Raw genomic sequence first — 24,717 nt, forward strand, 5'->3', positions numbered from 1 at the left:
AAATATGAGAGACTTAGATGCTATTCTATGAAGCCCTGAGCTTTCATCCAGTCATCATTAAACATTTTGCCAACATAGCGACTTCCGTGATCGTGAAAAAGCACCACCACCACATCTTCAGGCTTAAAATGCTCCTTGAGTTGTAATACCCCTTTTATAGCTGCACCAGCCGAGTTACCCAAGAACATACCTTCTTCTTTCGCTAGTTTCTGCGTATAGACAGCAGCATCTTTATCGGTAACCTTGGTAAAGCCATCTATAACATCAAAGTTCACATTTGCTGGTAATATATCTTCACCTATCCCTTCTGTGATATAAGGATAAATTTCATTTTCGTCGAAAATACCTGTCTCGTGGTATTTCTTAAATACAGAACCATAGGTGTCCACCCCCCATATTTTAACGTTAGGATTCTTCATTTTTAAGTAAGTACCAACCCCTGAAATAGTTCCTCCAGTTCCAACTCCAACAATAAAATGCGTCACTTTACCATCTGTTTGTTCCCAGATTTCGGGTCCTGTTGTTTTAAAATGACCTTTGGTATTACTTGGATTGTCATATTGATTAACATACCATGAATTTGGGGTTTCTTCGCCAAGACGTTTGGAGACTGAATAGTAGCTTCTTGGATCTTCAGGATGTACATCTGTTGGGCACACAACTACCTCAGCACCTAAGGCCTTTAGTATATCTACCTTCTCTTTGGATTGCTTGTCAGTAGTTACAAAAATGCACTTATAGCCCTTAACAATTGCCGCTAAAGCCAGGCCCATTCCGGTATTTCCAGAGGTGCCTTCAATTATGGTTCCACCAGGTTGCAAACGCCCATCTTCTTCAGCATCTTCAACCATCTGCAAAGCCATACGATCCTTAACAGAATTCCCGGGATTAAAGGTTTCATACTTTGCCAACACCAAACATGGTAAATCCTCGGTTAGTTTATTAATCTTAACCAGTGGGGTATTACCAATAGTTCCTAATATATTTTCTGCGTATTCCAATCTCTTTTCTTTACTAGCCTTTGGGCATTAAAAAACGCTGCAAATTTAGTTTAAATAAATGAGCCTTGGAGGATTTTGGTGGTAATTAACGGCAATATAACCTTAGTCAAATCTAATGGCTTTAACTGGTGATATACGGGTTACAATTACACTAGGCACAATCAACATAAATAAGCAAAGACAAAATGTTCCAAGGTTTAAGTAAAGCACATAATCAAGGCTCAAATAAACTGGTGCTTCTGTGACATAGTAGTTATCTGGATTCAAAGGAAATAATTTAAAATATTTCTGAATGAACAATAGTCCAAGACCAATAATATTACCCCACAGTAATCCAAGACCAATGAGATAGGCTGCATTATAAAGAAAGACCTTTCGTATTCCCCAGTCGGAGTGTCCAAGAGCTTTAAGGATACCTATCATCTGAGTTCGTTCAAGTATAAGGACTAAAAGTGCCGTAATCATGTTTATCCCTGCAACAAGAATCATTATGGCAATAATCGCATAAATGTTGTTATCAAAAATCTTTATCCACTCGAAAATGACGAAGTACTTGTCCGACACTGTGGTAGCATTTAGAGTGGAGGGAATTTCAGCATATATTTCATCACCTTTTTCCACCAACTCATTGTAGCTACTTATAAACACTTCGAAACCACCAACCTGATCCGAATCCCATCGATTCAATCGCTGAATATGTCTTAAATCGACCAGGCAATATTTTTCGTCAAGTTCCTGAAATCCTGAATTATAGATTCCAACTATTTCAAAACTTCGTATTCGCGGTGGTCTGTCTAAATCTTCACCAAATAGCATTTGAAACTTATCACCAACTTTAAACTCCATTCTGTTAGCCAAATAACTAGAGATCAGGGTTTCATTGTTGATTTTATCCTCATAAACCGGTAACCTACCCTCAACTAAAAATTCTTGAAAACTTGTCCATCTAAAATCTTTCCCAACTCCTTTGGCTATAGCACCTTCAAATCCATCAAGAGTTCTAATAACACCGAACTTGGTAGCAACACCTTGTATGTGTTCTATACCATCAACGGATTTGAATTCCGGATAAAAATCTTGTTCCAGTGAAATTGGTACTTGAGACTCGTCTGAAGCATTAGCATCAAAATTATTTATGATGACATGCCCATTAAATGCCACAACTTTTTCCCTTATTTTCTTTTGAAGTCCAAAACCCGTAGCTGTTGCTACTAACATTACAATTATCCCTATAGCAATCGCAACAATTCCTATTTTAATTATTGGCCCCGAAACACTATTTTTATACGTTTTGCTACCAATTATGCGTTGTGCTATAAAGCGTTCGAAATTCAAACTTCTCAGATGACTTTTAAGTTGCTCAAAAATACTGTTTTATTTATTTTCTTAACCTCAATTTCATGCAAGGATAGTATTAATCTAGGTGCTGTAAATAAAATACAAGTATCAAAAGACAGTATTAGTGAATTAATAGTTGGTGCTAATCGTACCGAACTCTATTTACCCTTAATAGAAAATAAGTCTGTGGCTTTGGTGGCCAACCAAACGAGTGTCGTTTTTAAAGAATCACAGAAACACTATACTCACTTAGTAGATTCTTTAATTGCTTCCAATATCAACTTAAAAAAAGTATTTGCGCCTGAACATGGATTTAGAGGGAAAGCCGATGCTGGGGAACTTGTTGAAGATGGCTTTGATACTAAAACAGGTTTGCCTATTGTCTCATTGCATGGAAAAAACAAAAAACCAAATTCTGAAAGTTTAAAAGGGATTGATGTTGTTGTTTTTGATATTCAGGATGTAGGCGCACGGTTTTATACCTATATCTCAACCCTTCACTATGTTATGGAGGCCTGTGCCGAACATAAAATTCCCGTAATTGTATTAGACAGACCAAATCCCAACGGTAATTATGTAGATGGGCCTGTATTGGAAGAGGAACACAGTAGTTTTTTGGGTATGCATCCAATACCATTAGTTCATGGCATGACCATTGGTGAATATGCACAGATGATTAATGGCGAAGAATGGCTGTCTAATGGAATTAAGTGTGATATCACCGTTGTACCAATTGCAAATTATCAACACCAAAGTCATTACAGTCTACCGATAAGACCATCGCCTAATTTACCTAATGACCAATCCATAAAACTATATCCAAGCTTAGGTTTATTTGAAGGTACTAATATTAATGCTGGTCGAGGAACCGAGTTTCAATTTCAAAGGTATGGGGCACCATTTCTAGATGAAAATCACTATAGTTTTAGCTATACTCCAGTACCAAATTTCGGGTCTAAGTATCCGAAACACAAAAATGAAGTTTGTTATGGTGACGACTTATCTACGAGAGTTTTTGAAAGAGGTTTTTCATTGAGATTCCTATTGGAAGCTTATGATAATTGTACCGACAAGAGCAAATTTTTCAACACCTCAAATTTCACAGCTCATGCGGGCACTGAAAAGCTTCAAAAACAAATTGAAAGTGGATTGAGCGAAAAAGAAATTAGATTGAGTTGGACCAGAGATCTTGAACAATTTAAGATCAAAAGAAAAAAATATCTTTTGTACCCTTAAGGTAATTTCACAAAACCAATATAAGTTGTTTTATACGATTGTGACTTTTAATTATCAGAATCAGCCGATAAGGTTGGTCGGTCATACTTTTGAAAAGGTTGCTTTAATAGATCTACAACATTACTGTTTTTTACCTCATCAGGAAATACGTCAACCCCATAGACAATCTTTTCTCTGTCCAAATACATATAAGTCCCTAATAAGCGATCCCAAATGCTAAAAATATTACCGTAATTGGCATCTGTATAGGGTAACCTGTAATGGTGATGTATCTTATGCATATCTGGCGACACAAACACATAGCTAATGGCCTTATCCACAGATTTTGGCATTCTTATGTTAGCGTGTGTCAATTGTGTAAAGATCACTGATAATGATTGATATAAGAAGACCAAAGCAATAGGAGTTCCCACGATAAACACTCCCAAAAGTGTAAACGTAAATCGAATAACACTCTCAAGAGGGTGGTGCCTGTTACCAGTAGTGGTATCTACTTTGTGATCTGTATGATGTACTAAATGTACCATCCACAAAGGTTTCACCCGATGTTCTACTAGATGGGCCAAATAGGCTCCAAAAAAATCAAGTAATAAAACACCTACTAAAGCATAAAGCCAAAGGGGCATAGCTGGCAACCAGTTAATGATCCCAAAATTATTCGCCTCCACCCAATCAGCCGTCTTTAATAACAAAAATGCCAGTCCAAAATTGATTACTATGGTGGTAAAGGTGAAAAAGAAGTTAGGTAGAGCATGACGCCATTTCTTGTAATTAAATTTAAATAATGGAATGGCACCTTCTAACAACCAAAAAAATGTAATACCTCCAACTAATAATATGCTTCTGTGCAATGATGGTATTGTCCTGAAATATTCAATTATGTTTTCCACTTAGTTTCTCAAATTTTTATAAATGAAATTCGCCTCTTTCATATTTACTAAAGATACTTCTGTTTTCCATTCCTGAACATTCTCTACATCATTAAGGAGCTTATAGGACGTAAAGTATAAGAATGCTCTTAATTTTTTATTTGCAGAAGACATGTTATCGCTATCGAGTCTTTTAAGTCGTCTCAATACCTTGCGAGGGTTATTTAAAACAAGTTCCTGTTTGATTCTAACTAATTCGCAACGTATTTCGAGATTCGTTTTATCAGCTTCGTTGATATTTTCTAAAAATGTCTCAGCTTCATCTAAATATATATTGGACAGTTCTATAATTTCAGGCCTTATTTCTTCAGAACTGTATATGGAAAAATCTATATACTTAGCCCCAAGGTAGAAGGCCGAATAAAAGTCTTTTTTACGATCATAATTCCGCAGTTCCTGGTCCAACATTTTAGTATTTAGAGCATACTTATTGACAAAATCCTGAAAGTTAAAATAGTTATAATTGACATAGGCTGTATTGAGAATGTTCCCACCAGCGTCCATTATTTTAATAGAATCATCACGAAATAACTGCAGATAACCATAGGAACGTTTATCTTTTATCTGAGCATACATATCGTCATAGGAGGTTTCATTCAACAATACTGGAACAAACATGTCCCAAATAATCTCGTTTATTTCTTCACTTAAAAGTAAATCTTTGATAAAAATGGTTCTTCCATTCTGATCTTTTATAAATACCGGTAATTCGTACTGGGTGGCCTCTTCCCACATGACAAATAGCATTTTATTTTGTGTCACGGCCAGCCTTTTTGCTACATCAAGAGATTTCATCCACTCCTGTGCTTTAACTTTTGGAATACTAAATAGAGCTAGTACGAATACAAATACTATAATTTTTGACAGGTCTCTCATACGTTTATCCTGCGTTTCATTTCTTCTACAATATTGAATGCAGCAGGGCAAATAGCAACATTCTTTAAAGTTAAATTTGAAATTTGCTGAAACTTCTTCCTGTCGGTGTGTGGAAACTCCCGGCAGGCCTTTGGTCTAACTTCGTAAATGCTACAGCAATTATCATGCCCCAAAAACGTACATGGAACAGATTTTAAAACATGATCACCGTCCTCATCAACTCGTAAATAGGTTTCAATGAACTTTTGATCCTTCATCTTGAAAAATTTCGCAATTCTTGAGATATCCTTACCAGTAAATAGTGGACCAGTTGTTTTGCAACAATTAGCGCAGTCGAGGCAATCCGTACGTTCGAACTCATTATAGTGAAGTTCTTGCATAACGTAATCCAATTGCTTGGGTGGCTTTTTCCTCAATTTATTGAAAAAAACCTTGTTCTCCTTATACTTATCTTTGGCTAATTTAGGCAGGTTCGCAATTTGATCTTGCATGTTATAAAATTACAAAGAACGCTTGAATTGTGAACGTCCTAACTATTTATAATTTAAATCCATGAATAGAGATCTTTTTGGACAAGCCCTACTAGATTATTACAACCAGAACTCTCCAGAAGATATTATGACATGGACATCAATTTCTGACAAGGATGTTTTGCCAGTAAGCTACTTATTTCGTGATTTTGACCAAATGCCTAGCATCGAACAAGAAGCCTTAAAGGTCTGTAAAGGCACTACATTGGACGTAGGTTGTGGATCTGGCTCTCATTCATTATGGCTACAAAATAAGGGGATAAAAGTCAAGGGTATTGATATATCTGAAGGTGCCATAAAAGTTGCTAGATATAGAGGACTTATTAACTGCGAATGTTTAAGTCTATTGGATGAAATAGAACGCTTTGACACTATAATTTTATTAATGAATGGCTCAGGTATCTTTAAAGAACTGCATCAGGTAACGGACCATCTAAAGCATTTGAAATCACTATTAAATCCTGGTGGCCAGATTCTTATAGATTCATCTGATATTGTGTATATGTACCAAGATGAAGATGGTGGTACCTGGCTAGATGTTCAGAATAAGTATTATGGTGACCTTGACTACTTCATTTCCTATAAAGGCGAGGAAGCACTTGCTATGAAGTGGTTATATCTGGATTTTGAACGTCTCAAGCAAGCATGCCATATTGTAGGATTGTTTTGTGAAAAAATTATGGACGGACCACATTACGATTACCTGGCACGGATCACTCCAATAATGGATTAAACGCCAAGTTGGAATCTAAAAATCGAACTGGTAGGTAGCTCCAGCAACAAACTGTATGCCCTGAACAGGAAAATTCAACCATCGCTCGTAACTTTGATTGGCAATATTGTTCACCTTGGCAAACATAGAAAACTGACTATTGATACGGTATCCAAGATGAGCGTTGATGTCAAAATAGCTGTCAAGGACCACTGTTTCTGGTTCAATTTCAACAAAAGATCCTATGGCTTCAAACTGATCTTTTCGTTCTCCAACAAAGAAGGCGCTCACCCCCGTAAACCATTGCTCTGAAATTTGATAATCAATAAAAAGAGAGGACGTAAAATCTGGCAAGTTCCAGGCTTCTTTCTGCTCTTTTGTATTATAATTAAAATAAGCACCCTTTAATCCTAAAGTAAAATTTCGACTGACATCTACATTTAATTCCCCTTGAATAGATACAGTCGTAACCTCATCATACACCACCCCAAATGAATTACCAAATTGGTAATTCTCCTCTGCAAAAGTCAATGCCGGGTTCAGTATATACAAGGGTTTGTTAGCCTCATTCATATAACCACCCTTGATGCTATAGCCTATATCATTAGACAATTTCCCCTTAATACCAAGAAACGCATTGTATTGCTGGTCTGTTGGTGCCACTAATAGTGTTGGTGAAACAAAAGGGTTTTCACTGGCAAATCCATGATAGGAGTTTTGGTTTAAATCTCCAGTAATGCCACCAAACGCTATAACCACATCACTCACTAAACGGTAGGTCGCTTCAATATTAGGATAGATGTAAAATTTATTTTCTCCCAATTCGATGTCGTTTAAATACACTAATCTTACTCCAAGATTTACCGTTAAATCATCTTCAGTCAAGATATAACTTGTACCCAAGCCAACATTGACAAATCCATAATTAATGGTCTCTTCAGTAAAGTAATTTCGATTGAAAGCGCCATTGATATAATCCACCCAAATACTATTCTCTAGTTGATTTGTTCTTAATGGAATATCAAAATCAAATGCAGCCTTAAAAATGTTCTCACCTGAACTATAAGAATCCGAGAAACGTTTAAAACTGATGTCAACAGAATTAAAAAAACTCTCATCAAATTGCAACTGTCCTCCTGCTCTAAAGGTATTGAAGCTATGTTTTGGATTTATAGAATTAACCTCTTCATCTGAGTAAATCATATCAGGAAGACCATACCAGTTGTAGTATGAAAAGTCATAACCTAAATCAACCTTCCAGGACAAATCATCATTATTCTGCGAAAAATCAACATTGGCCTGAGTTTTTGAGAAACTATTATCCAGTCTTACACCTTCTATCTGTCCTAAGGAGCTGTGATGCCCAAAATAACCACCAATAACTTGCTCATTTCGTAATTCATGACTTAAATAGACCTCTCCCAAAAAGGTTCTAAAGGTTCCTAATCCAAGAGAGGCATAGTTATCAAATAACTTTGGACGCTTTTGCTTATCAACATTGGCAGCCCTTCCTTTGGCAGGCGTGAATGTTGAGGCCACTGGAATACTGAATATGTTGTATTTAACAGACTTCTTTTGAATGGTGTTGGAGTCGTTCAAGACCGGAATCTCTTTAACCTTAAAAGCATCTGAAATTGTAGGTTGGTATGGTTTTACCACATTTACCACCTGATCTTCAATACTATCCTTTGTGCGTTCTTGCGACCAAGAAAACTGGACGACGCACAAAAATAGCAGGACAACTCTATAAAAATTAAACTTCATTGAATTTGGGTTTTAGGAAATCAACTAGTTCTCTCCTGTTTCGATTGATGAATTTGTTTTTGACTGTTCTGATTTGATAAGCGTTAATTCTTGTTTTGCCTGACCTGTTACTTCAGGAAAATCCTGAAAATTCTCTAAAACACTCTCAAGAATGTAGGTTGCCTGGAATGCATCATTTAGGGCAGCATAATTCTTTGCCATGACAACCAAGCCTTTGGCACTAAATTCTTTATAGCTGCTATAATCTTTTATAAGACCTTGTAGCGTTTTATTTGATGCTTCATGGTCATTTGATTTATTTTCAAAATAGGCTTTAAAATAAAGTGATTCTGCGGCAATACTACCACTTGATGATTTGGCAAGTGCTTTATAAACAACAGCTGCAGTATCTTCATCACCCAATTGCATAGAAGAACGCGCCAAGATTATTTGGGCATCACGTTTAATCTGCTCGTCCTTCGTTGAATTCATTAATTGCGAGGCATAAGTTTTAGAAAGGCTAAAATTTTCCATCTGGTAATACACTTTCATCAGATTGGACTTGGCAAACTGGATATTCTGCGGATAGTCTGCATTTTTTTCTAAGTTTTCTAACACTGGTAAAGCTGCATCCCAGTTTTTGTTATTTAATAAGATCTCACCCAAGCGTACTGCGGACTGTTCTGAATATTCATTCTTTGGTGCATTTACAACATACTCAAAATACTCTAGAGCACTATCAGGTAGGTCCTTTTGATAATACATCTGAGCTAAGTAAAAATGTGATTTCAGAGCATGGATTCCTTCAGGAAAAGAATTCAAATAGCTATTAAATTGTTTGATGGCCTTATCTGTATTGCCATCAATATATTGCTTCTCAGCGGCCAGATAACTGGTATTATCTAATTCCGCATCCGTTACCTCAACAAAATCCAATCTCCTAACCCATCTAGCGTAATCATCTACCTGCCCAATATCAATATAGATCAACCTAGCTGTAGCAACAGCCTGAACCGCCTCCTCTGACCGTGGATAGTTTTCAGCTACGGACTTAAACTGGCTCAGAGCTTTATCGTTTTGACTTGAATTATAGAACACCAGACCTTGACGCAAAAGAGCCTTAGGAACAAACACACTATTAGGGTATTGATCAATGAGTTTCTCATAATTGCTTAATGCTTGAGGAATCTCATTTGATTTCACGTAGGTGTTTCCCAATTCATAAAAAGCATCGTCTCTAAGGGCAGAATTCTTGTATCTATTGGCAAACTGCTCTAAAGACCGAGTCTTGGTATCGATATCACCCATATAGCCATAACTCATAGCACTCTGAAAAGCGGCATAGTCCGATTCTACATCTCTGAACGAAGTGGATTCATTATAAGCATCAATTGCTTTGCTATAATTACTGGTTACAAAATAGCCATCCCCTAATCGAAGAAAGGCATCGCCTCGGCGCATTTGGTTGTCATCATTCTGCTCGAGGTATTTTTGGAAATACATTGTTGCATTTTCATAATCTTTTAACTTAAAATAGGTGTAGGCAATATGATAATTTAATCCTTGAAACTCTTCTGTTGAAGGGGACGAAGACATTCCTGAAAACTGCTTAAATCCAATTAAGGCTTCATTAAAGTCTGATAAATTATAATCTGTCTCAGCCAACCAAAAGGTTGCTCTTACATTAATGATGGGATCACGAGGTTCGCTTAAGGATTTTTTGAAGAAATCTCGAGCGACTGAAAAATTAAGCTCATTATACAATTCCAGCCCTCGATAAAACGCTGCCTTCTGATAAGCAAGCTTATTCTCAAAACCAGATTTGCCCTTTAACAAGACTAATGCCTCTTCGTAATTCTTAGAAGAAATATAAGAGTCTATTAAAAGCACTTCAATTTCTGAAAAAAATGAAGAATCAGGATACTGATCCAAATACTGGGTTAATACTTGTGGTACGGATTGGTATGGGTTACCAATGTCATAGCTGAGCTTTGCATAATTCAACCAAGCATCTTCCTTGATCTTCAGGTCAAAATCCATTTGCGCTGCATTTCTAAACGCGTTTAATGCCTCAGACTTTTTATCTAAGTTGATATAACTTTCACCTAAGTGGTAATACGCGTTTTGGGCAACTGAATTGCGACCGTCAATTATTTTATTAAATTCATTAACGGCACTTTCGTAGTCCTTTTGTTTGTAATAGGCATAACCCAGTTGATAAAAATCCGTATTATTCCATTGTCCTTTCTTCCCTTCATATGACTGTAAATAGGGTATCGCTTCTTCATATTTCTCAAGATTAAAGTAACTCTCCCCAATTATTTTATTCAACTCCGACAGTTGTCGTTTATCTCTAGTATTAAGCTGCGGTAAAACTAGGTCTATGGCCTCTTGGAACTTACCTAATTTAAAATTTAAATCGGCCTGATAATAGGCTAATTTCTGTTGATACTTTCTATCTCCACTTACCTGGTCAAAATAATCAGAGGCTGATTCATAGTCATCACCTTCATAAGCCATGTAGCCTAAATAGTATTTAGCTTGAGAGCCATATAATTGCGAATCTGAAACCCGTTTTAAGTACTTATTAGCTTTGCGCTCATCTCCAGTCTTATATAAACTATACCCATACTCAAAATAAAACTTATCAATCTCCCTCCTGTCAATACTGAGTTCATCAACTTTGTCAAACCATTTCTTTGCATATGTATATTGAGAGTTTTGAAAGTAATAGTTGGCAACATCCATAAACGCCATATTGCGTTTGGTACTTGTAGGATAGTTTTCAACAAACCCCTCGATCAAGTCATCCGCATTTCTTTGGTTTAACCTAACAGCGCAATTAGCAACGTAATAGGCACATTCCGATTTCACCTGACGATCTGAGGATCCATCTCCAATACTTTGAAAAAGTGATTGTGCTGCTTTATACTGATTGTTATTGTAAAGAGTTATTGCCTTTTGATAATCTTTGAGATGACTGGTATAAATAGCAGATTCCTGGGCATCTATCACACTAAGCGAAATGAGCAGTGCAAGGAAGATTGAAAAATTTAATCGCATTGTAGTAGAGTCGATTTTTTGATGATGATAATGGCATCAAATATAACCTAATGCCATACCTATAACGATACAATTCCATTATAATTATAAACGGATTTATCAATATATCTAAACGACTTCTTTATGAGCAACATGTTACAATACCAGAATTGTATGTGCGTTATTAACTAGCTAATTTGATTTTGATTTTTTAAATAATACTTTTACCCAAAGACTAGAACAAACTAAAATGAAAACCATCCTTAAGTTATCTAACGTCAATATTTCTCAAGGCGGCAATATGGTATTATCAAATGTTTCATTTGAGATGCTAGAAGGGGAATTTGTGTATCTCATTGGAAAAACAGGAAGTGGAAAAAGTAGTCTTTTAAAAACGTTGTATGGAGATTTAGATTTGGAAGAAGGAGAAGGAGAAATTGTTGATTATGAACTGCATAACTTAAAAGAAAGAGACATTCCCTTCTTAAGAAGAAAGTTAGGTATCGTGTTTCAAGATTTTAAATTATTACCCGATCGAACCGTTAACGGCAATCTTGAATTTGTGCTTAAAGCAACAGGCTGGAAAGATGCAAAAGACATCAAAGAACGCATTGAAATGGTTCTTGATAAAGTTGGAATGAAGACAAAAGGATTTAAATTTCCACATGAATTATCTGGTGGAGAACAACAGCGTATCGCAATCGCAAGGGCCTTACTTAATGAGCCCAAACTCATACTAGCAGATGAGCCTACCGGTAATTTAGATCCTCAGACCAGTATTGAAGTTATGGAAGTCTTACAAGATCTCAATAAGAATGGGAACACCATATTAATGGCTACTCATGACTATGCCTTATTGCTTAAATATCCTAGCAAAACACTTAAGTGTCACGAGAATAAGCTATTTGAAGTGGTACAGCGGAAATCTAACTAGCCTTTCTTGTAAATATGTGGGTTTTTGCGAATTCCTTTCCTGAAAAGTTTTCTAAGGGTCATTCTTGCGAACGCATCAAAATCCAAAATCGCATTTAGAAAAAATTGATTGGGTCGTCCGCGATATTTAGTCACATGAAACCTATCATCAGATTTCAATGGTTCTTCACTGAAATAGTAATTTGAAATACAATTTCGAGATTCGTTAACATTTACTTTATTAACCGAATGCCAGGAAAATTGATGGGTGGCCATAACAACCAATCGATTAAATCTACTTTCAATAACAATAGACTCCTTTTTAGGTCCATTTGGCCAAAGTTCGAGATGGCCTCCGTTGTTTAGTCTCCAATCCTTAGAAACATAAAAAAGTAGATTTAAAACACGCCAACGCTCTCGTTCAGCGTCATGAGAGTTATCAAGGTGGGGGTTTAGAAAATTATCTTTACCCATTGAGGATAGGCCCCCAGCATATAATAAGCCGTCCGGATAGAGGGAATCTATTCCACATATGTTTCCAATAAGATCTACAATGCGTTTGTCCTGAAAAGCGTAAATAGTCTCCTCAAGTAAGGGATGATGCTCATTCATTTGAGCTGAGATGTACTTGTATTCTCGGATACTCTTGAGCCTTCTCATATCCTTGGTTTTTGGAAAAACCAATGCCAACTCAGAAGCCAATTCCTGTGGAAGTAAATCGTCTATATAAAAATATCCAATCTTTTCTTTTGAAGCAGAAAAACTGGATTTCAGTTTATCTCGGTTGCTGTTTATTTCGGCTAGAATTAAATTGGCTATTTCTATTCTATTCATGATTCATCAAATATGATAATGCAGATTGATTAGGGAATAAATATATTACATTTATCATGGTGAAAAGTACCACTAAAGTTTTATGAAGGTTATTTGTTTTGGCACTTTAGATAAATTTTCGAGGTTTTACTTGGACATAGGTAAAGAGTTAATGACAAACAATGGACAACTTCGAATTTTCTCAATTCATCTTAGTGGTTTTCTTTATACATTACTGCGATTCAAATATAGCAAGTGCATCTCCCTTGAATCATGGTTTCTGGCTCTCAAGAAAAGGCGTCATTACTCAAGGTTATATGAAACAACCCGAACTTATAAAGGTGTAACCATAGAAGAAGTTATTTCTTATCATACACTCCTTTCATCAAGCAACTCGGTAAAACAACTTTCTTTACAAGCATTCGCATATATAGACATTGTAGATCAATCTTTTGCCCAATTCAATCCGGACTACATCATTTGTATTGGGGATACAAAAATGTGTATACAAATTGCCGTAGCTCTCGCCAAAGCTAGAGACATTGAGATTAGGTATATTGAACAGGGACCATTTAGCAGAACGTTTTATGATAAAAAGGGAGTGAATGCTAATTTGAGCATGCGCAATCAATCTATGATGAATACCTCAACCTTTAATTCGCAAAAAAAAATAATATCGGTTAAATATCGACGATCACCTCTATACAGATTTATAGATATGGCATTCATGTATTCTCTTGAAAAAACCAGAATTTATCCACCTGATTTAAAATACACAGATGTCAATAGTTTTAGATTGAGTAAGCAGATGACACCTATAAACTTGAAGGCGGGCAATCGATTTCTTCTTGTATGCCAGATACCTGCTGATGTTAATTCCATAATACACAGCCCCCACTTTCAATCACACGTAGATATATTGAAACAAGTACATCAACATTTACCAAGTAATTCTTACTTAGTTGTACGAGAACACCCATTATTCTTAGGTAAATACCACAAGGAATTTTATAATTACATTAAACAGCACAGTATCGAAATTGAAAACCATTCAGATTTAAACAATGCAATTTCAGAATCGACGGTTGTACTTGTTAATAATTCGACGGTTGGTTTTGAATCTATATGTTTGTATAAAACCACAGTGGTTCTAGGCAATGCCTTTTATGACAACAATCAGATATGTTTGAAACTAAAGAATCAAACAGAACTAAAAAAACTATTACTTAATAGTTTGTCTTATATCCCAAATAAGAAGTCGATAGACAAATTCAAGGATTTATTGTTCAACTCTGTTTTAATTGAAGGGGGGATTTCAGATAAATATCTAATAGCCTCTAAAATAATTGTCCGAGATTTAATCCTCAAAAAATAATATGCCCTTTTTCTCTGTAATTATACCGTTGTACAATAAGGAATCCTACATTGAAGATTGCTTACAAAGCGTTCTTAATCAGTCCTTTAATGATTTTGAGGTTATCATAACAAATGATGGTTCAACAGATAATAGTTTATGCAAAGTCAAATCGATTCAGTCAGATAAAATTCAAATTATAGACCAGAAAAATCAAGGAGTTAGTTTGGCAAGAAATAATGCATCAGCTAAGGCCAGCGGAATTTATTTAGCTTTTTTAGATGCTGATGACGTTTGGAAAAAGGACCATTTACATTGCTTAGCGGAAAGCATCAAGGTCTACCCTAAATCTAATTTCTTAGCAAATAATTACTGGATCAAGTATAGTGACAGCTATTCTGCACCAGCTAAGATTGATATAAACAGTACAAATGATAAGCCCATTGTTATTCAAGATCTTTTTGGTTCAAGTTTGCATAACAACATCATATGGACTTCAGCCGCCTGCCTTAATAGGGAGGCCTTCTTTAAATATGGTCAATTTAATCCTGAATATACAACTGGTCAGGATTTAGATCTGTGGATTAGGATTGGATTAAAAGAGCCACTCATATTTAATCCCAAGAAAACTATGATTTATAACTACGCCTTGGAGCATAGTCTAGGCAAGTCTGAACAAAACTTAGTTAGGCTTAAACTTTTCAGTTCATTTAAAGACGACGAAAAACTAAATCGAAGCCTGAAACAATACCTAGACATCAAAAGATACGGACTTGCATTACGCACAAAAATAAATGGTGAAACAGAAATTTTCCATAAAGTCAGGAGTGATATTTCAAAAGAGAACCTAAACTTTAAACAAAATCTACTTCTCAAAACACCGAGGATTATCCTGAGACTACTCAACAAAGCTAGACCATTTCTACTAAAAAACAGTTGGTACTTAAAGCATTTTAAAAGCTAAAAAATCCTCAAAATTTCGGATGTAATCGGATTCATCATAAACATTTGAAGCCAATACTAGACACACACTTCCAGAAGAAAAATTATCAATTTCCCGCCATATACCAGGGACAATTAAAAGAGCCTTGTGTGGTTTATTCAAGCTAAAAACTCTATTATTCCTTCCGTCATTAATTTTCACATCAAAGCTTCCAGATAAAGGAACTATTAGTTGATACAATTCCTTATGCGCATGACCACCTCTATAAGCATCTGAAGGAATATCATATAAATAATAAATCCGCTTAATATCAAATGGGATGGAATCGCCTTCAACAACGGCTAGAATACCTCGCTCGTCATGCACCCTTGGAATCTCAATTATACTTACTTCAGTTATTGTGGTTTGATACTTCAATTTTGAATCAGAATTTCCCATTGTTTTGAAATGTTTTCAATTCTAAATGGTTCAACACTTCCAACAGCATTGTTACAACAACGAAGGTATAACTTTTTATCATCAACAAATTGTTCCATACCCTCAGACAATGCTTGCGAGGAATTAGGTTCTGTGACAACACCATTGAATCTATGTTTAAGTATACTGTCCTCATAGTTTTTATACCGCACACTTACCACAGGAATTCCACAAGCAAGGGATTCTAGAATGGTCATTGGAAAACCTTCATAGTTGCTAGATATCACAGTAAATATAGACTTTCTTAATAAGGGGAAGGGATTCTCAGAGAAAGGAAGCAATGTGGCATTAGAATTAAGGTTCAGATTATTTATAGTCCTCTTAATTAATTGCAAATCCTTACCAGAGCCCATTAATACTAACTTTATTTTTTTGTCAGGAAGACTTGACTGATTGTAAGCCTTTAGCAATAAAACTATGTTCTTTTGTTCATTCTCAAGTCTTCCGTACCAAAAAATGAATGGACCTTCAATGGAACATGGTTCTTGACTCAATTTATTAATGTAATTAAAGTCTATAGCATTGTAGATGGTTTGAATGTTATTAAACTTATACTTAATTCGAACCTTATTTGCTATTGCATCAGAGACACAGACAATTTTAGCTTGGTTTCCATAAATTAATCTAGTTATGAGTTTTGAAGAAGGAAAATAGCGCTCTATAGTACTGTTATGGACCATATATATAGCATCTCTAGGATAAACCCAACCAGAGATGATATACTCAGAAATGGATTTAATCCTTACCCTGTGATCAATAACAACATCAATTTTATTTGATTTTAGAAAACTCTTGAGTTTAAGTAATCGCTGTATTCTCCCTAAAGCGTTGTCATTTTTCTCTTTCATTTTACCCAAATTCAGAAGAGTCCCCTGATAAGGATAAGCAATACTATTTAATACAGTAACCAAATAAACTTGATGTCCTAGGCTACTAAACAGAAAAGATTGAATCGAGGCAACACGATCTGCACCACCTTCACTTAATGAACGTGTAATTATACAGATTCTTTTTTTGTACGTATTTTGCATGAACTGAATGGGACTAAATATATCAATAATTAGATCAAATTTCTTATTCGCTGAAGCATATAGCTATTTCTAATCTAAGCCTTAATAATCCAGCTAATTTATTTCATGAAAGTATTATTGTTTGGTGAATTCAACAGAACCCATTGGAATATTCGAGAAGGTCTAAAAATCCTAGGACATGATTCAATTTTGGTAAGTACCAGAGATGGCTTTAAAAAAGTTGATGTTGATATTGAACTAAAGGATCCATACCGAAACCCCTTTCTAAAGAAGATTAGGTCGGCGATAATTAGGTTTCTTAATTTTGATATTTCGGCAATTTCTATAATTAAACAAATCAAGTCAAAAGAGAGTTTATTATCAGGCTATGATGTGATACAATTTATTAATGAAGCCCCCTTTGATTTTAATCGAAACTACCAGAAAGAAATATTTGATTTGCTAGTCAAATGGAATTCATCTCCATACCTACTTTCAACAGGATTAGATTATCCAAGTGTCAAATACGCCTTTGATAAAGATTTTAGATATTCAGTATTAACGGCATATTTTGAAGGAAAGGGTTCAAAACGAGACTTTTCTCCGGCCTTAAGTTATTTAACACCAGAACATAAAAAACTGCATGATCATATTTTTAATAAAATAAAAGGTGTTATTTCTAACGATCTAGACTATCATCTTCCACTGCAGGGGTACAAAAAGTACCTCGGTATGATTCCACATGCCATTAATACAGATACCTTGGCCTTTACTGAACCAATTATTGAAGATAAAGTTGTAATTTTCCATGGCATTAATACCTTTAACTATTATAAAAAAGGGAATGATATTTTCGAAGAAGCATTAGAAACTATTAAGTCCAAATTAGAAGATAAGGTTGAGATTATTACCACTCATAATTTACCTTATAAAGAATACGTAAAGGCTTTCAATAAGTGCCATATTTTAATGGATCAGGTTTATGCGTATGACCAAGGATTTAATGCTCTTGAAGCCATGGCTAAAGGAAAGGTTGTTTTTTCCGGGGCTGAAAAGGAATGGTTAGAGTATTACCGTATTGAAGAGGATACCATTGCTATAAATGCATTGCCCGATGCCACTATAATTGCTAATAAATTAGAGTGGCTGATTTTAAATCCCAAAAAAATAATTGAAATTTCGAAAAATGCCAGAGAGTTTGTTGAGAAACATCATGACTATATAGAATGTGCTAAACAATATTTAATCAAATGGTCCTAAGAGTTAGCTTTAGGAAATCGTAACTCTAAAGATATCCTTGTGATATCTTTATTTTGATTGACAGCAGCACCATGAATCAAATATGGTGAAAACAAGAGGGCTTGTCCCTCTTTTGGATTAGGCCTAATCATATTAATAATTCCCTGTTTCGTTTCTATAATACACGGCACATAGTAAACGTTACCCTTTATCGTTGCTCCTTTACTCTCAGTTCTAAATATTTCATCTTCAGATACTAGATGACTTCCAGGAAATACGGGTAAAGAAGACTTGTTATTACAACCTTCAATTGGTAGCCAAACATTAACTATATCTGCCCAATAACTGAGGTATCCGTCTCTATGAGGTGGATTGATGTCCAAAGAATTTGGTCGGCTTATCCTTATTTGAACATGGGACTTATTTAACTCTTCTACCCAAGACGTTAAGGGCCATCCCAATATTTTACTAAATCGTTTCGCCAAATTATCTATGTCAAAATCAAAGTCCGACACTTGTAGGTTCCTAGTAATAGAAATCACATTGCTATGCTCTTGATCTGAAGTGGCATATTTGTGGTAGTTTCTAAGTTCAAAATCAGCATCAACTTTAATATTATTTCTGTGCATTGCCTCTAATATGAGGTCTTTGACAGATTTTTTTAACCTACCTATCTCAAAATTATTTAGAGCATCAACACAAGCATAACCATGTCGTTCCCAGGGAACATTAGAGAGAATATTATTTTCCAAAGGATAAAGTAACTCGGGCTTTCCCCAAAAAAAATCACCTTCTACTTCAAATTCAAAAGGTTGATCGTCAATAGTTAGTTTGCATTTTTTTAGCATGAAGCAAAGTTGTTGTACCGTTTCTAACGTAAATGAATTTAAAAAACTAATTGGTTACTATTCCAAATACATAATTACAGATTATTACTCCTCGAATTTAAATTTGAAAAATACCTTTTTATTAAAATGGCAACAACCACAAAGTATATCACGTATCGAACTAAATGTGCCAATACAACTCCTTCAACGCCGTAAGAAGTGATAAAAATCTTAGTCAAAAGATAGAATAACGCCAAGGACAACAATTCAGAGAAAATGAAATTTCTCACTAGTTTTTTAGCCAAAAATTGATGAGCCATGACCACAGAACACAATTTTACAAAATCCCCCATTAGTTGCCACTTAAATAATGACTCCATTCCAACAAAATCAGGATAGACCAAAGCAATTATAAATTCTCGAAATAAATAGACAAGGATCATTCCTAATCCAAAAAAAGGTAAAATAGATTTATAAATATGTACTAACTCCTTTTTAAATTCGATTTCAGTCTTAATAGTTGAAAATCTTGGTAATACATAAAGCGAGTATAATCCTGTTGCAAAGGCCATGTAGTTTTTGGAGATGTTTACCATGGCTGTCCAATTTCCGGCGTCATTCTCACTAATTCTATTTTCTATTTGAGTAATAATGTCTAATTCTACAGTATTAATTAAAAAAGTAGAAACGAATGACATCAAAGAGAAAACTAGTAATAACCTCACAAAATCGGTAGACCAGTTTAACTCTTTAAACTTCAAATAAGATTTAAGGATTTTTCCAAAAACTAAAAGAAGCATCGTCCATTGAACCAAAGGGATCAATGCAATACCAAATAAAGCCCCTTTTAAATTTTTAAAATAGAGTCCCGTTAAAAGTAATACAACACCTATCACATAGGCAAAAAGATCTGCCTTGGCATAACTTTTATAATCAGATAGACCACTAATTACAGAATTGAAAATACGATGCATCGCAACAAAGGGAACCAGTGCCGCCAATAATAAAATAATAACTTCGAAAGAAGGATTACCAAACAGATAAACGGAAATAGTCTCTGAAAACAAAAACAATAAAGCAGAGGATAAGATGGTTCCAATTGATCCCAAAATAAACACCCCCGAAAACAATTTGTTTAACGAGGATTCATCGGACTTATACTCGGCAATATATTTTATAATTCCACTTGAAACTCCTAAAGTTGATATACTACTAAGCATAGCAAGAACATTCCTCAACTTCCCTACCTTGGCAATTCCAGGTTGACCTACCATTTCAGCCAAAATCCGTTGTACAAATAAAGCAATGACAAGACGTATGACAATTACGGTTGAATTCACCGAAGTAATCTTAAGAATGAGATTTGAGTTGAGAAACTTAGGTAACTTCAAAATGATTATTCTGGTTGATCGGATATAACCCCAAATAAAGAGCTAGCAAAAAGTAATAAAATAATAACAAAATACAGACTATAGCTAACGCAATGTGCAATTACTGCTCCAGTTAACCCAAAAACATCTAGAAAGTATATACTACTGGTATATAATATCACAAACAAAAATATTTGGAGAATTATAAAATGTGTAAACATGCGCTTAGCCAAAAACTGTAATGCAATCACCATAGCCATGACCTTAATAAAATCACCTAATAATTGCCAAATAAATAAGTCTTCTGCCGGTAAAAATTCATCGGTCAACAGCAGGCTTATTATTTGAGTTCTAAATAAGAAAATAAGAATAAGAATACCCGCAAAATAAGGCACCACAGACTTGTAGAACTTATAAATCTCAGCTCTGAATGTCGCTGTGTCATTTACTGCGTTTAATCTAGGAAACACATACAACACCATTAACGAGTTGACAAACATCAAATAGTAATCAGAAATTCTATTTACAGCTTGCCAGTAGCCAGCTTCTTTCACTCCTATCTCTGTCATGATATAGTTTCTAATTAAAATAAGAACAAAAGGAATAGAAATTGAGGTTAGAATTGCCACAATAGTGTGAGGCGCCAATTGTTTAAAAGCACTTATAGTAACATCTTTAAACTTTATCAACCCTATTAAGCTACGTCTCCATAATATCCCAACTAAGGTTATTAAAAACACCAATGCTGGCGTTATTACTATTGATATAAGGGCTCCCTCCAACTTATCCTGCCATATTAAAACAAGAGTTACTAATAATCCCAGGATTTGTCCAATAATATTGATAATTATTAAGATTTTGAACTTGGAAAAACCATTCATAATTGAAAAACTCAGCATATTTAATGAATAGAATGGTAAGAGAAGACCCATGATCTTTATGATGTAAGCATAGTGATAGGCGTTGGAAAACAAAAACCTACTTATGGCTTCGGCATTATAGTAGCAGACAAATGCTGAAAAGAAGGTTAATACAAAGCCAACAAAATAGGTGGTTGAAATAATCTCACCTAGTTGTTTCGCATCCTCTCTGTAACGACTGATATACTTGACAACACCTTTATACATACCACCAATAGAGACAGAATGAACTGCTGTTGAAAAATTTCTCAAATTTCCAATAAGCGCCATTCCTTCAGCACCGATAAATACTGCAATCATCTTTGTAATTACCGCACCTGCCAGAACCTTTATTGAAAGGTTGGTTAGATTTAATCTGACTGCTTTATGCAGCACATGATCATTAATGTACTTAAGAAAAGATCTCAATTAGTAGGCGTTTAAAACATCAACTATGTGTTTGACTTCGTGATCTGTTAAAATAGGATTGAGGGGGATGCTAACAACAGAATTGTGAATCCGTTCCGAAACGGGATACGAACCAAATTTATGTGACTTTAAGGCATTTTGCAAATTTGGGGACACCGGATAATGAACATGCGACCCTACACCATTTATTTTCAGATATTTAATAAAATCGTCTCTATCCTTAACTCTTACCACATAAACGTAAAACACATGATCCAGGCTCCCTGAATAGTTTGGCAGAGTAATTTTAGGGTTATTAATTTGAGTTGCATATTGATTCGCAATATTGCGTCTTAAAGCATTATCTGCATCCAACCGTCTTAGTTTAATAGTCAACCATGCCGCTTGAATTTCATCTAATCGACTATTAATACCGATCGCTCCAAATTTATACTTCTGAGAACTTCCATAATTCCCTAACAATTGTATTGCTTCTGCCAAGTCTTTGTCATTGGTGGTAACCGCACCACCATCACCGAGTGCACCAAGATTTTTAGCAGGATAAAAACTAAAGGCCGCAGCATTACCCAGACTACCAGCTTTTTCGCCTTTGTCATTCTCAGCTCCATGAGCCTGAGCAGCATCTTCAATTAATAAGAGATTGTGCTCTTTACAAAAGCTTTTAACTGGATCCATTTCAACTAATTGCCCGTACAGGTGAACCACAATAATGGCCTTAATATTTTGAGAATAATGTGATTCAATTCCTGAGATATCAATATTAAAGGAGGTTTCATTAGGTTCTACTAAAACGGGTTTTAAGCCAGCATTAATAATTGATAAAATACTTGCAATAAAAGTATTTGAAGGCACAAGTACTTGGTCCCCCTTCTGTAATTTACCAAGATGCATATAGCCTTTTAAAATTAAGGTAAGGGCATCCAGTCCATTAGCGGTACCAATACAATATTGACTTCCACAATAAGCCGCAAATAACCGCTCAAACTCAGCTACTCGATCACCTTTTATGTAGGTACCATTTTGAAGAAAGGATTGAAACTGAGTTTCAAATTCAGTCTGAAATCTTTGGTTTAATTTCTTAAGATCTAAAAAGGGGATCATGATAAATCAAAAGTAAAAAAATGTTGATGAAACTCTTCACAACCAAGTTCTTCCTTTTGTTTTTTTAATCCAGGATTAAAACCTTCAGCGAAACGTTTATCGCCAATGGTACCCATTGAAAAAAAGGACTTGTCAAGTTGTTGGTATTTATATATTAAGTGGATAAACAGAAACTCCAATGCCCTAAGTTTTTCACCTTTATCAGTTGTGGCCCCATATTGACTCTTAATAACCTTGCCTTTATCGAAAAGCGTAATTCCTGCAAGGATTTCATTTTCAAGTCTAAGATTGTATTGAATAATGTTATCTGGAAATCTCAACGCCAACATACTAATCTCAGACAAACTATGGACCGGGGTAACTCCATGTCTTGAAGTTAGTCTAGGAATTAAAACATTCTCCCAAAATTCTGAAAAATTATTGGTCCTTTCTATTTCAAAATTTGAATTCTGATTACGCCTGTAATGCTTCAGTTTGGTCTTATGAATATTCAGTGCTTTACTGTAATCAATAGCAAAAACAGGTTCTGAATGAACCATTTGCCAATTGGAATAAAACAGATTCTCTTGAGTAATCGTTTGATCTCCCAAATAAAATCCGGGGACTTGTTTCACCATAATAGATGAAAATCCTTGTTGATTTAAATAGGCCTTTATTTTTGACCAAATAGACCTTAATTCTACCGCGCTCAAATTTTTACTAAAGTGAAGTCCCCCATATGTTAGTCCCCAGTGGCTTCGTAATTCAGCCTCTACTTTATGTGCCGGACAAATGGCCATCAGATCCTCACCATCATAAACCACTAGCGAATAATCCTCAAAGCGATCCGCGTGATAAGTCATAAAAGAACGCTTGAAGAGAAGGTTTGGAACATCTTCGGTAGTAACAAACAGATTCCAATTGGATTCATCTCTAGCCTGGTATAGTCTAATCTCAAGCTTTTCGATCACAAAAGACTTTTATGTTTTTGCGACTCTAAATTTGTAGACTCAACCATATACAGAGGGCGTCGCTTCACGTTGGTATTGATTCGTGCTATGTATTCGCCTATAATACCAATTGAAAACAACTGAATTCCCCCTAAAAAGGTGGCACTCACAATTATGGATGTCCATCCTGTAATAGTAGCTTCTAGGACAAAATAGGCGAATATGGCATATATTATAAACAGGAAGGATAACAAGGCAATAATAAAACCCATGCGACTAACCAGCCATAAAGGCCTATCGGAGTAACCAGTAATTCCATCTATAGCTAATTTAAACATCTTACTATAAGTGTATCCACTTTTACCGTGTTTCCTAGAATCTCTTTCATACAAGACACTACTTGTTTTAAACCCTAACCAAGCAATCTGCCCCCGTAAGTATTTATTTTGTTCAGGCATCGTATTAAGAGCATCAACTACTTTCCTACTTATTAGTCTGTAATCACCGGTGTCAAGAGGAATCTCAAACGAGACCAATCGCTTGAGCAAACGATAGTATAGCTTTGCCGTTCCTTTTTTTATAAGCGATTCACCTTTACGGTCTTTTCGTTTGGCATTAACCACATCAAACCCCTGATTAAACTGCGCATAAAGTTCAATTATTAATTCTGGTGGGTCCTGAAGGTCTGCATCAATAATTACCACGGCTTTCGCATTGGTATACAGAAGACCAGCTGATACAGCCACCTGATGCCCATAATTCCTTGTCAAATTAACATAGAAGACCTTAGTTTTATTTTCTGAAATGCCATGTATTACTGATATTGAATTATCAGTACTTCCGTCATTAACAAATATAATTTCATAACTGGACGTTATTTTATTGAGAGTCGCTTCAATTCGTTCAATTAACTCTTCAAGATTGTCTTTCTCGTTATAGACAGGAATTACAACAGCAAGATCTTTAGACATGGACTTTACAATGCTTACAATAACAAATTAACGGAA

22 protein-coding genes are annotated in these 24,717 nt (G+C 35.3%); 6 read left to right on the plus strand and 16 right to left on the minus strand.

Going from position 1 to position 24,717, the window contains the following annotated elements; all coding sequences use genetic code 11:
- Positions 1 to 20: 20 nt before the first annotated feature.
- Together DN064_RS05605 and DN064_RS05610 are read right to left on the minus strand one after the other, a co-directional pair.
- A complete protein-coding gene (locus tag DN064_RS05605) occupies positions 21 to 1,001 on the minus strand; it encodes a PLP-dependent cysteine synthase family protein (protein ID WP_115461644.1) in 981 nt (326 codons plus the stop codon).
- A 102-nt stretch (positions 1,002 to 1,103) separates the two neighbouring features.
- A complete protein-coding gene (locus DN064_RS05610) occupies positions 1,104 to 2,336 on the minus strand; it encodes an ABC transporter permease (RefSeq protein ID WP_115461645.1) in 1,233 nt (410 codons plus the stop codon).
- Positions 2,337 to 2,345: 9 nt separating this feature from the next.
- On the opposite strand from DN064_RS05610, the gene DN064_RS05615 reads away from it, so the two are divergent.
- A complete protein-coding gene (locus tag DN064_RS05615; protein WP_115461753.1) occupies positions 2,346 to 3,575 on the plus strand; it encodes an exo-beta-N-acetylmuramidase NamZ family protein in 1,230 nt (409 codons plus the stop codon).
- Positions 3,576 to 3,622: 47 nt separating this feature from the next.
- On the opposite strand, the gene DN064_RS05620 is transcribed toward DN064_RS05615, so the two are convergent.
- Genes DN064_RS05620 through DN064_RS05630 form a run of 3 tightly spaced genes read right to left on the minus strand, consistent with a single transcriptional unit; the run spans position 3,623 to position 5,871 of the window.
- Positions 3,623 to 4,465 carry a sterol desaturase family protein gene (locus DN064_RS05620; RefSeq protein ID WP_115461646.1) on the minus strand — a complete coding sequence of 281 codons (843 nt, stop codon included), beginning with the start codon at positions 4,463 to 4,465 and terminating at the stop codon, positions 3,623 to 3,625.
- Complete coding sequence (locus tag DN064_RS05625; protein WP_115461647.1) at positions 4,466 to 5,380, minus strand: hypothetical protein; 915 nt, start codon at positions 5,378 to 5,380, stop codon at positions 4,466 to 4,468.
- Positions 5,377 to 5,871 (minus strand): YkgJ family cysteine cluster protein, encoded by a 495-nt coding sequence (locus DN064_RS05630; protein ID WP_115461648.1) that lies wholly within the window; start codon positions 5,869 to 5,871, stop codon positions 5,377 to 5,379. The genes DN064_RS05625 and DN064_RS05630 overlap by 4 nt, the downstream gene beginning before the upstream one ends.
- A gap of 61 nt (positions 5,872 to 5,932) precedes the next feature.
- Here DN064_RS05630 and DN064_RS05635 point away from each other — a divergent pair, with 61 nt between their 5' ends.
- The gene (locus DN064_RS05635; RefSeq protein ID WP_115461649.1) at positions 5,933 to 6,643 is read left to right on the plus strand and encodes a class I SAM-dependent methyltransferase; all 711 of its coding nucleotides are present in this window, start codon (positions 5,933 to 5,935) and stop codon (positions 6,641 to 6,643) included.
- A gap of 15 nt (positions 6,644 to 6,658) precedes the next feature.
- Here DN064_RS05635 and DN064_RS05640 read toward each other — a convergent pair whose 3' ends face one another.
- Positions 6,659 to 8,386, minus strand: coding sequence for a porin family protein (locus DN064_RS05640; RefSeq protein WP_115461650.1), 1,728 nt, complete (start codon positions 8,384 to 8,386; stop codon positions 6,659 to 6,661).
- Between the two features lie 24 nt (positions 8,387 to 8,410).
- Positions 8,411 to 11,428 (minus strand): tetratricopeptide repeat protein, encoded by a 3,018-nt coding sequence (locus tag DN064_RS05645; protein WP_115461651.1) that lies wholly within the window; start codon positions 11,426 to 11,428, stop codon positions 8,411 to 8,413.
- A 229-nt stretch (positions 11,429 to 11,657) separates the two neighbouring features.
- On the opposite strand from DN064_RS05645, the gene DN064_RS05650 reads away from it, so the two are divergent.
- On the plus strand, positions 11,658 to 12,341 hold the full coding sequence (locus tag DN064_RS05650) for a cell division ATP-binding protein FtsE (RefSeq protein WP_115461652.1): 684 nt from the start codon (positions 11,658 to 11,660) through the stop codon (positions 12,339 to 12,341).
- Here DN064_RS05650 and DN064_RS05655 read toward each other — a convergent pair.
- Positions 12,338 to 13,153 (minus strand): 2OG-Fe(II) oxygenase, encoded by an 816-nt coding sequence (locus tag DN064_RS05655; protein ID WP_115461653.1) that lies wholly within the window; start codon positions 13,151 to 13,153, stop codon positions 12,338 to 12,340. The genes DN064_RS05650 and DN064_RS05655 overlap by 4 nt on opposite strands.
- An 82-nt stretch (positions 13,154 to 13,235) precedes the next feature.
- Between DN064_RS05655 and DN064_RS05660 the strand changes: the two genes are divergently transcribed.
- Both DN064_RS05660 and DN064_RS05665 read left to right on the plus strand, forming a co-directional pair.
- A complete protein-coding gene (locus DN064_RS05660) occupies positions 13,236 to 14,507 on the plus strand; it encodes a capsular polysaccharide export protein, LipB/KpsS family (RefSeq protein WP_115461654.1) in 1,272 nt (423 codons plus the stop codon).
- Position 14,508: 1 nt separating this feature from the next.
- On the plus strand, positions 14,509 to 15,450 hold the full coding sequence (locus tag DN064_RS05665) for a glycosyltransferase family 2 protein (RefSeq protein ID WP_115461655.1): 942 nt from the start codon (positions 14,509 to 14,511) through the stop codon (positions 15,448 to 15,450).
- Here the strand turns inward: DN064_RS05665 and DN064_RS05670 are convergent.
- Complete coding sequence (locus tag DN064_RS05670) at positions 15,430 to 15,867, minus strand: sugar 3,4-ketoisomerase (RefSeq protein WP_115461656.1); 438 nt, start codon at positions 15,865 to 15,867, stop codon at positions 15,430 to 15,432. The genes DN064_RS05665 and DN064_RS05670 overlap by 21 nt on opposite strands.
- A complete protein-coding gene (locus tag DN064_RS05675; RefSeq protein ID WP_115461657.1) occupies positions 15,843 to 16,937 on the minus strand; it encodes a glycosyltransferase in 1,095 nt (364 codons plus the stop codon). Before DN064_RS05675 ends, DN064_RS05670 begins: the two co-directional genes overlap by 25 nt.
- A gap of 105 nt (positions 16,938 to 17,042) precedes the next feature.
- On the opposite strand from DN064_RS05675, the gene DN064_RS05680 reads away from it, so the two are divergent.
- Positions 17,043 to 18,176, plus strand: coding sequence for a glycosyltransferase (locus DN064_RS05680; RefSeq protein WP_115461658.1), 1,134 nt, complete (start codon positions 17,043 to 17,045; stop codon positions 18,174 to 18,176).
- On the opposite strand, the gene DN064_RS05685 is transcribed toward DN064_RS05680, so the two are convergent.
- From DN064_RS05685 to DN064_RS05710, 6 genes are all read right to left on the minus strand, one after another.
- A complete protein-coding gene (locus DN064_RS05685) occupies positions 18,173 to 19,003 on the minus strand; it encodes a phytanoyl-CoA dioxygenase family protein (protein ID WP_115461659.1) in 831 nt (276 codons plus the stop codon). The genes DN064_RS05680 and DN064_RS05685 overlap by 4 nt on opposite strands.
- Positions 19,004 to 19,077: 74 nt before the next feature.
- Positions 19,078 to 20,373, minus strand: coding sequence for an O-antigen translocase (locus DN064_RS05690; protein ID WP_115461660.1), 1,296 nt, complete (start codon positions 20,371 to 20,373; stop codon positions 19,078 to 19,080).
- A 5-nt stretch (positions 20,374 to 20,378) separates the two neighbouring features.
- Complete coding sequence (locus DN064_RS05695; protein ID WP_115461661.1) at positions 20,379 to 21,680, minus strand: O-antigen translocase; 1,302 nt, start codon at positions 21,678 to 21,680, stop codon at positions 20,379 to 20,381.
- Complete coding sequence (locus DN064_RS05700; protein WP_115461662.1) at positions 21,681 to 22,781, minus strand: DegT/DnrJ/EryC1/StrS family aminotransferase; 1,101 nt, start codon at positions 22,779 to 22,781, stop codon at positions 21,681 to 21,683.
- Positions 22,778 to 23,731 carry a FemAB family protein gene (locus DN064_RS05705; protein WP_115461663.1) on the minus strand — a complete coding sequence of 318 codons (954 nt, stop codon included), beginning with the start codon at positions 23,729 to 23,731 and terminating at the stop codon, positions 22,778 to 22,780. Before DN064_RS05705 ends, DN064_RS05700 begins: the two co-directional genes overlap by 4 nt.
- Entirely contained in the window at positions 23,728 to 24,681 is a 954-nt protein-coding gene (locus DN064_RS05710; RefSeq protein WP_115461664.1) for a glycosyltransferase family 2 protein, read from the minus strand. Before DN064_RS05710 ends, DN064_RS05705 begins: the two co-directional genes overlap by 4 nt.
- Positions 24,682 to 24,717: the final 36 nt, after the last annotated feature.

The organism is Winogradskyella aurantiaca, assembly GCF_003362725.1.
GTDB classification, from domain to species: Bacteria; Bacteroidota; Bacteroidia; order Flavobacteriales; family Flavobacteriaceae; genus Winogradskyella_A; species Winogradskyella_A aurantiaca.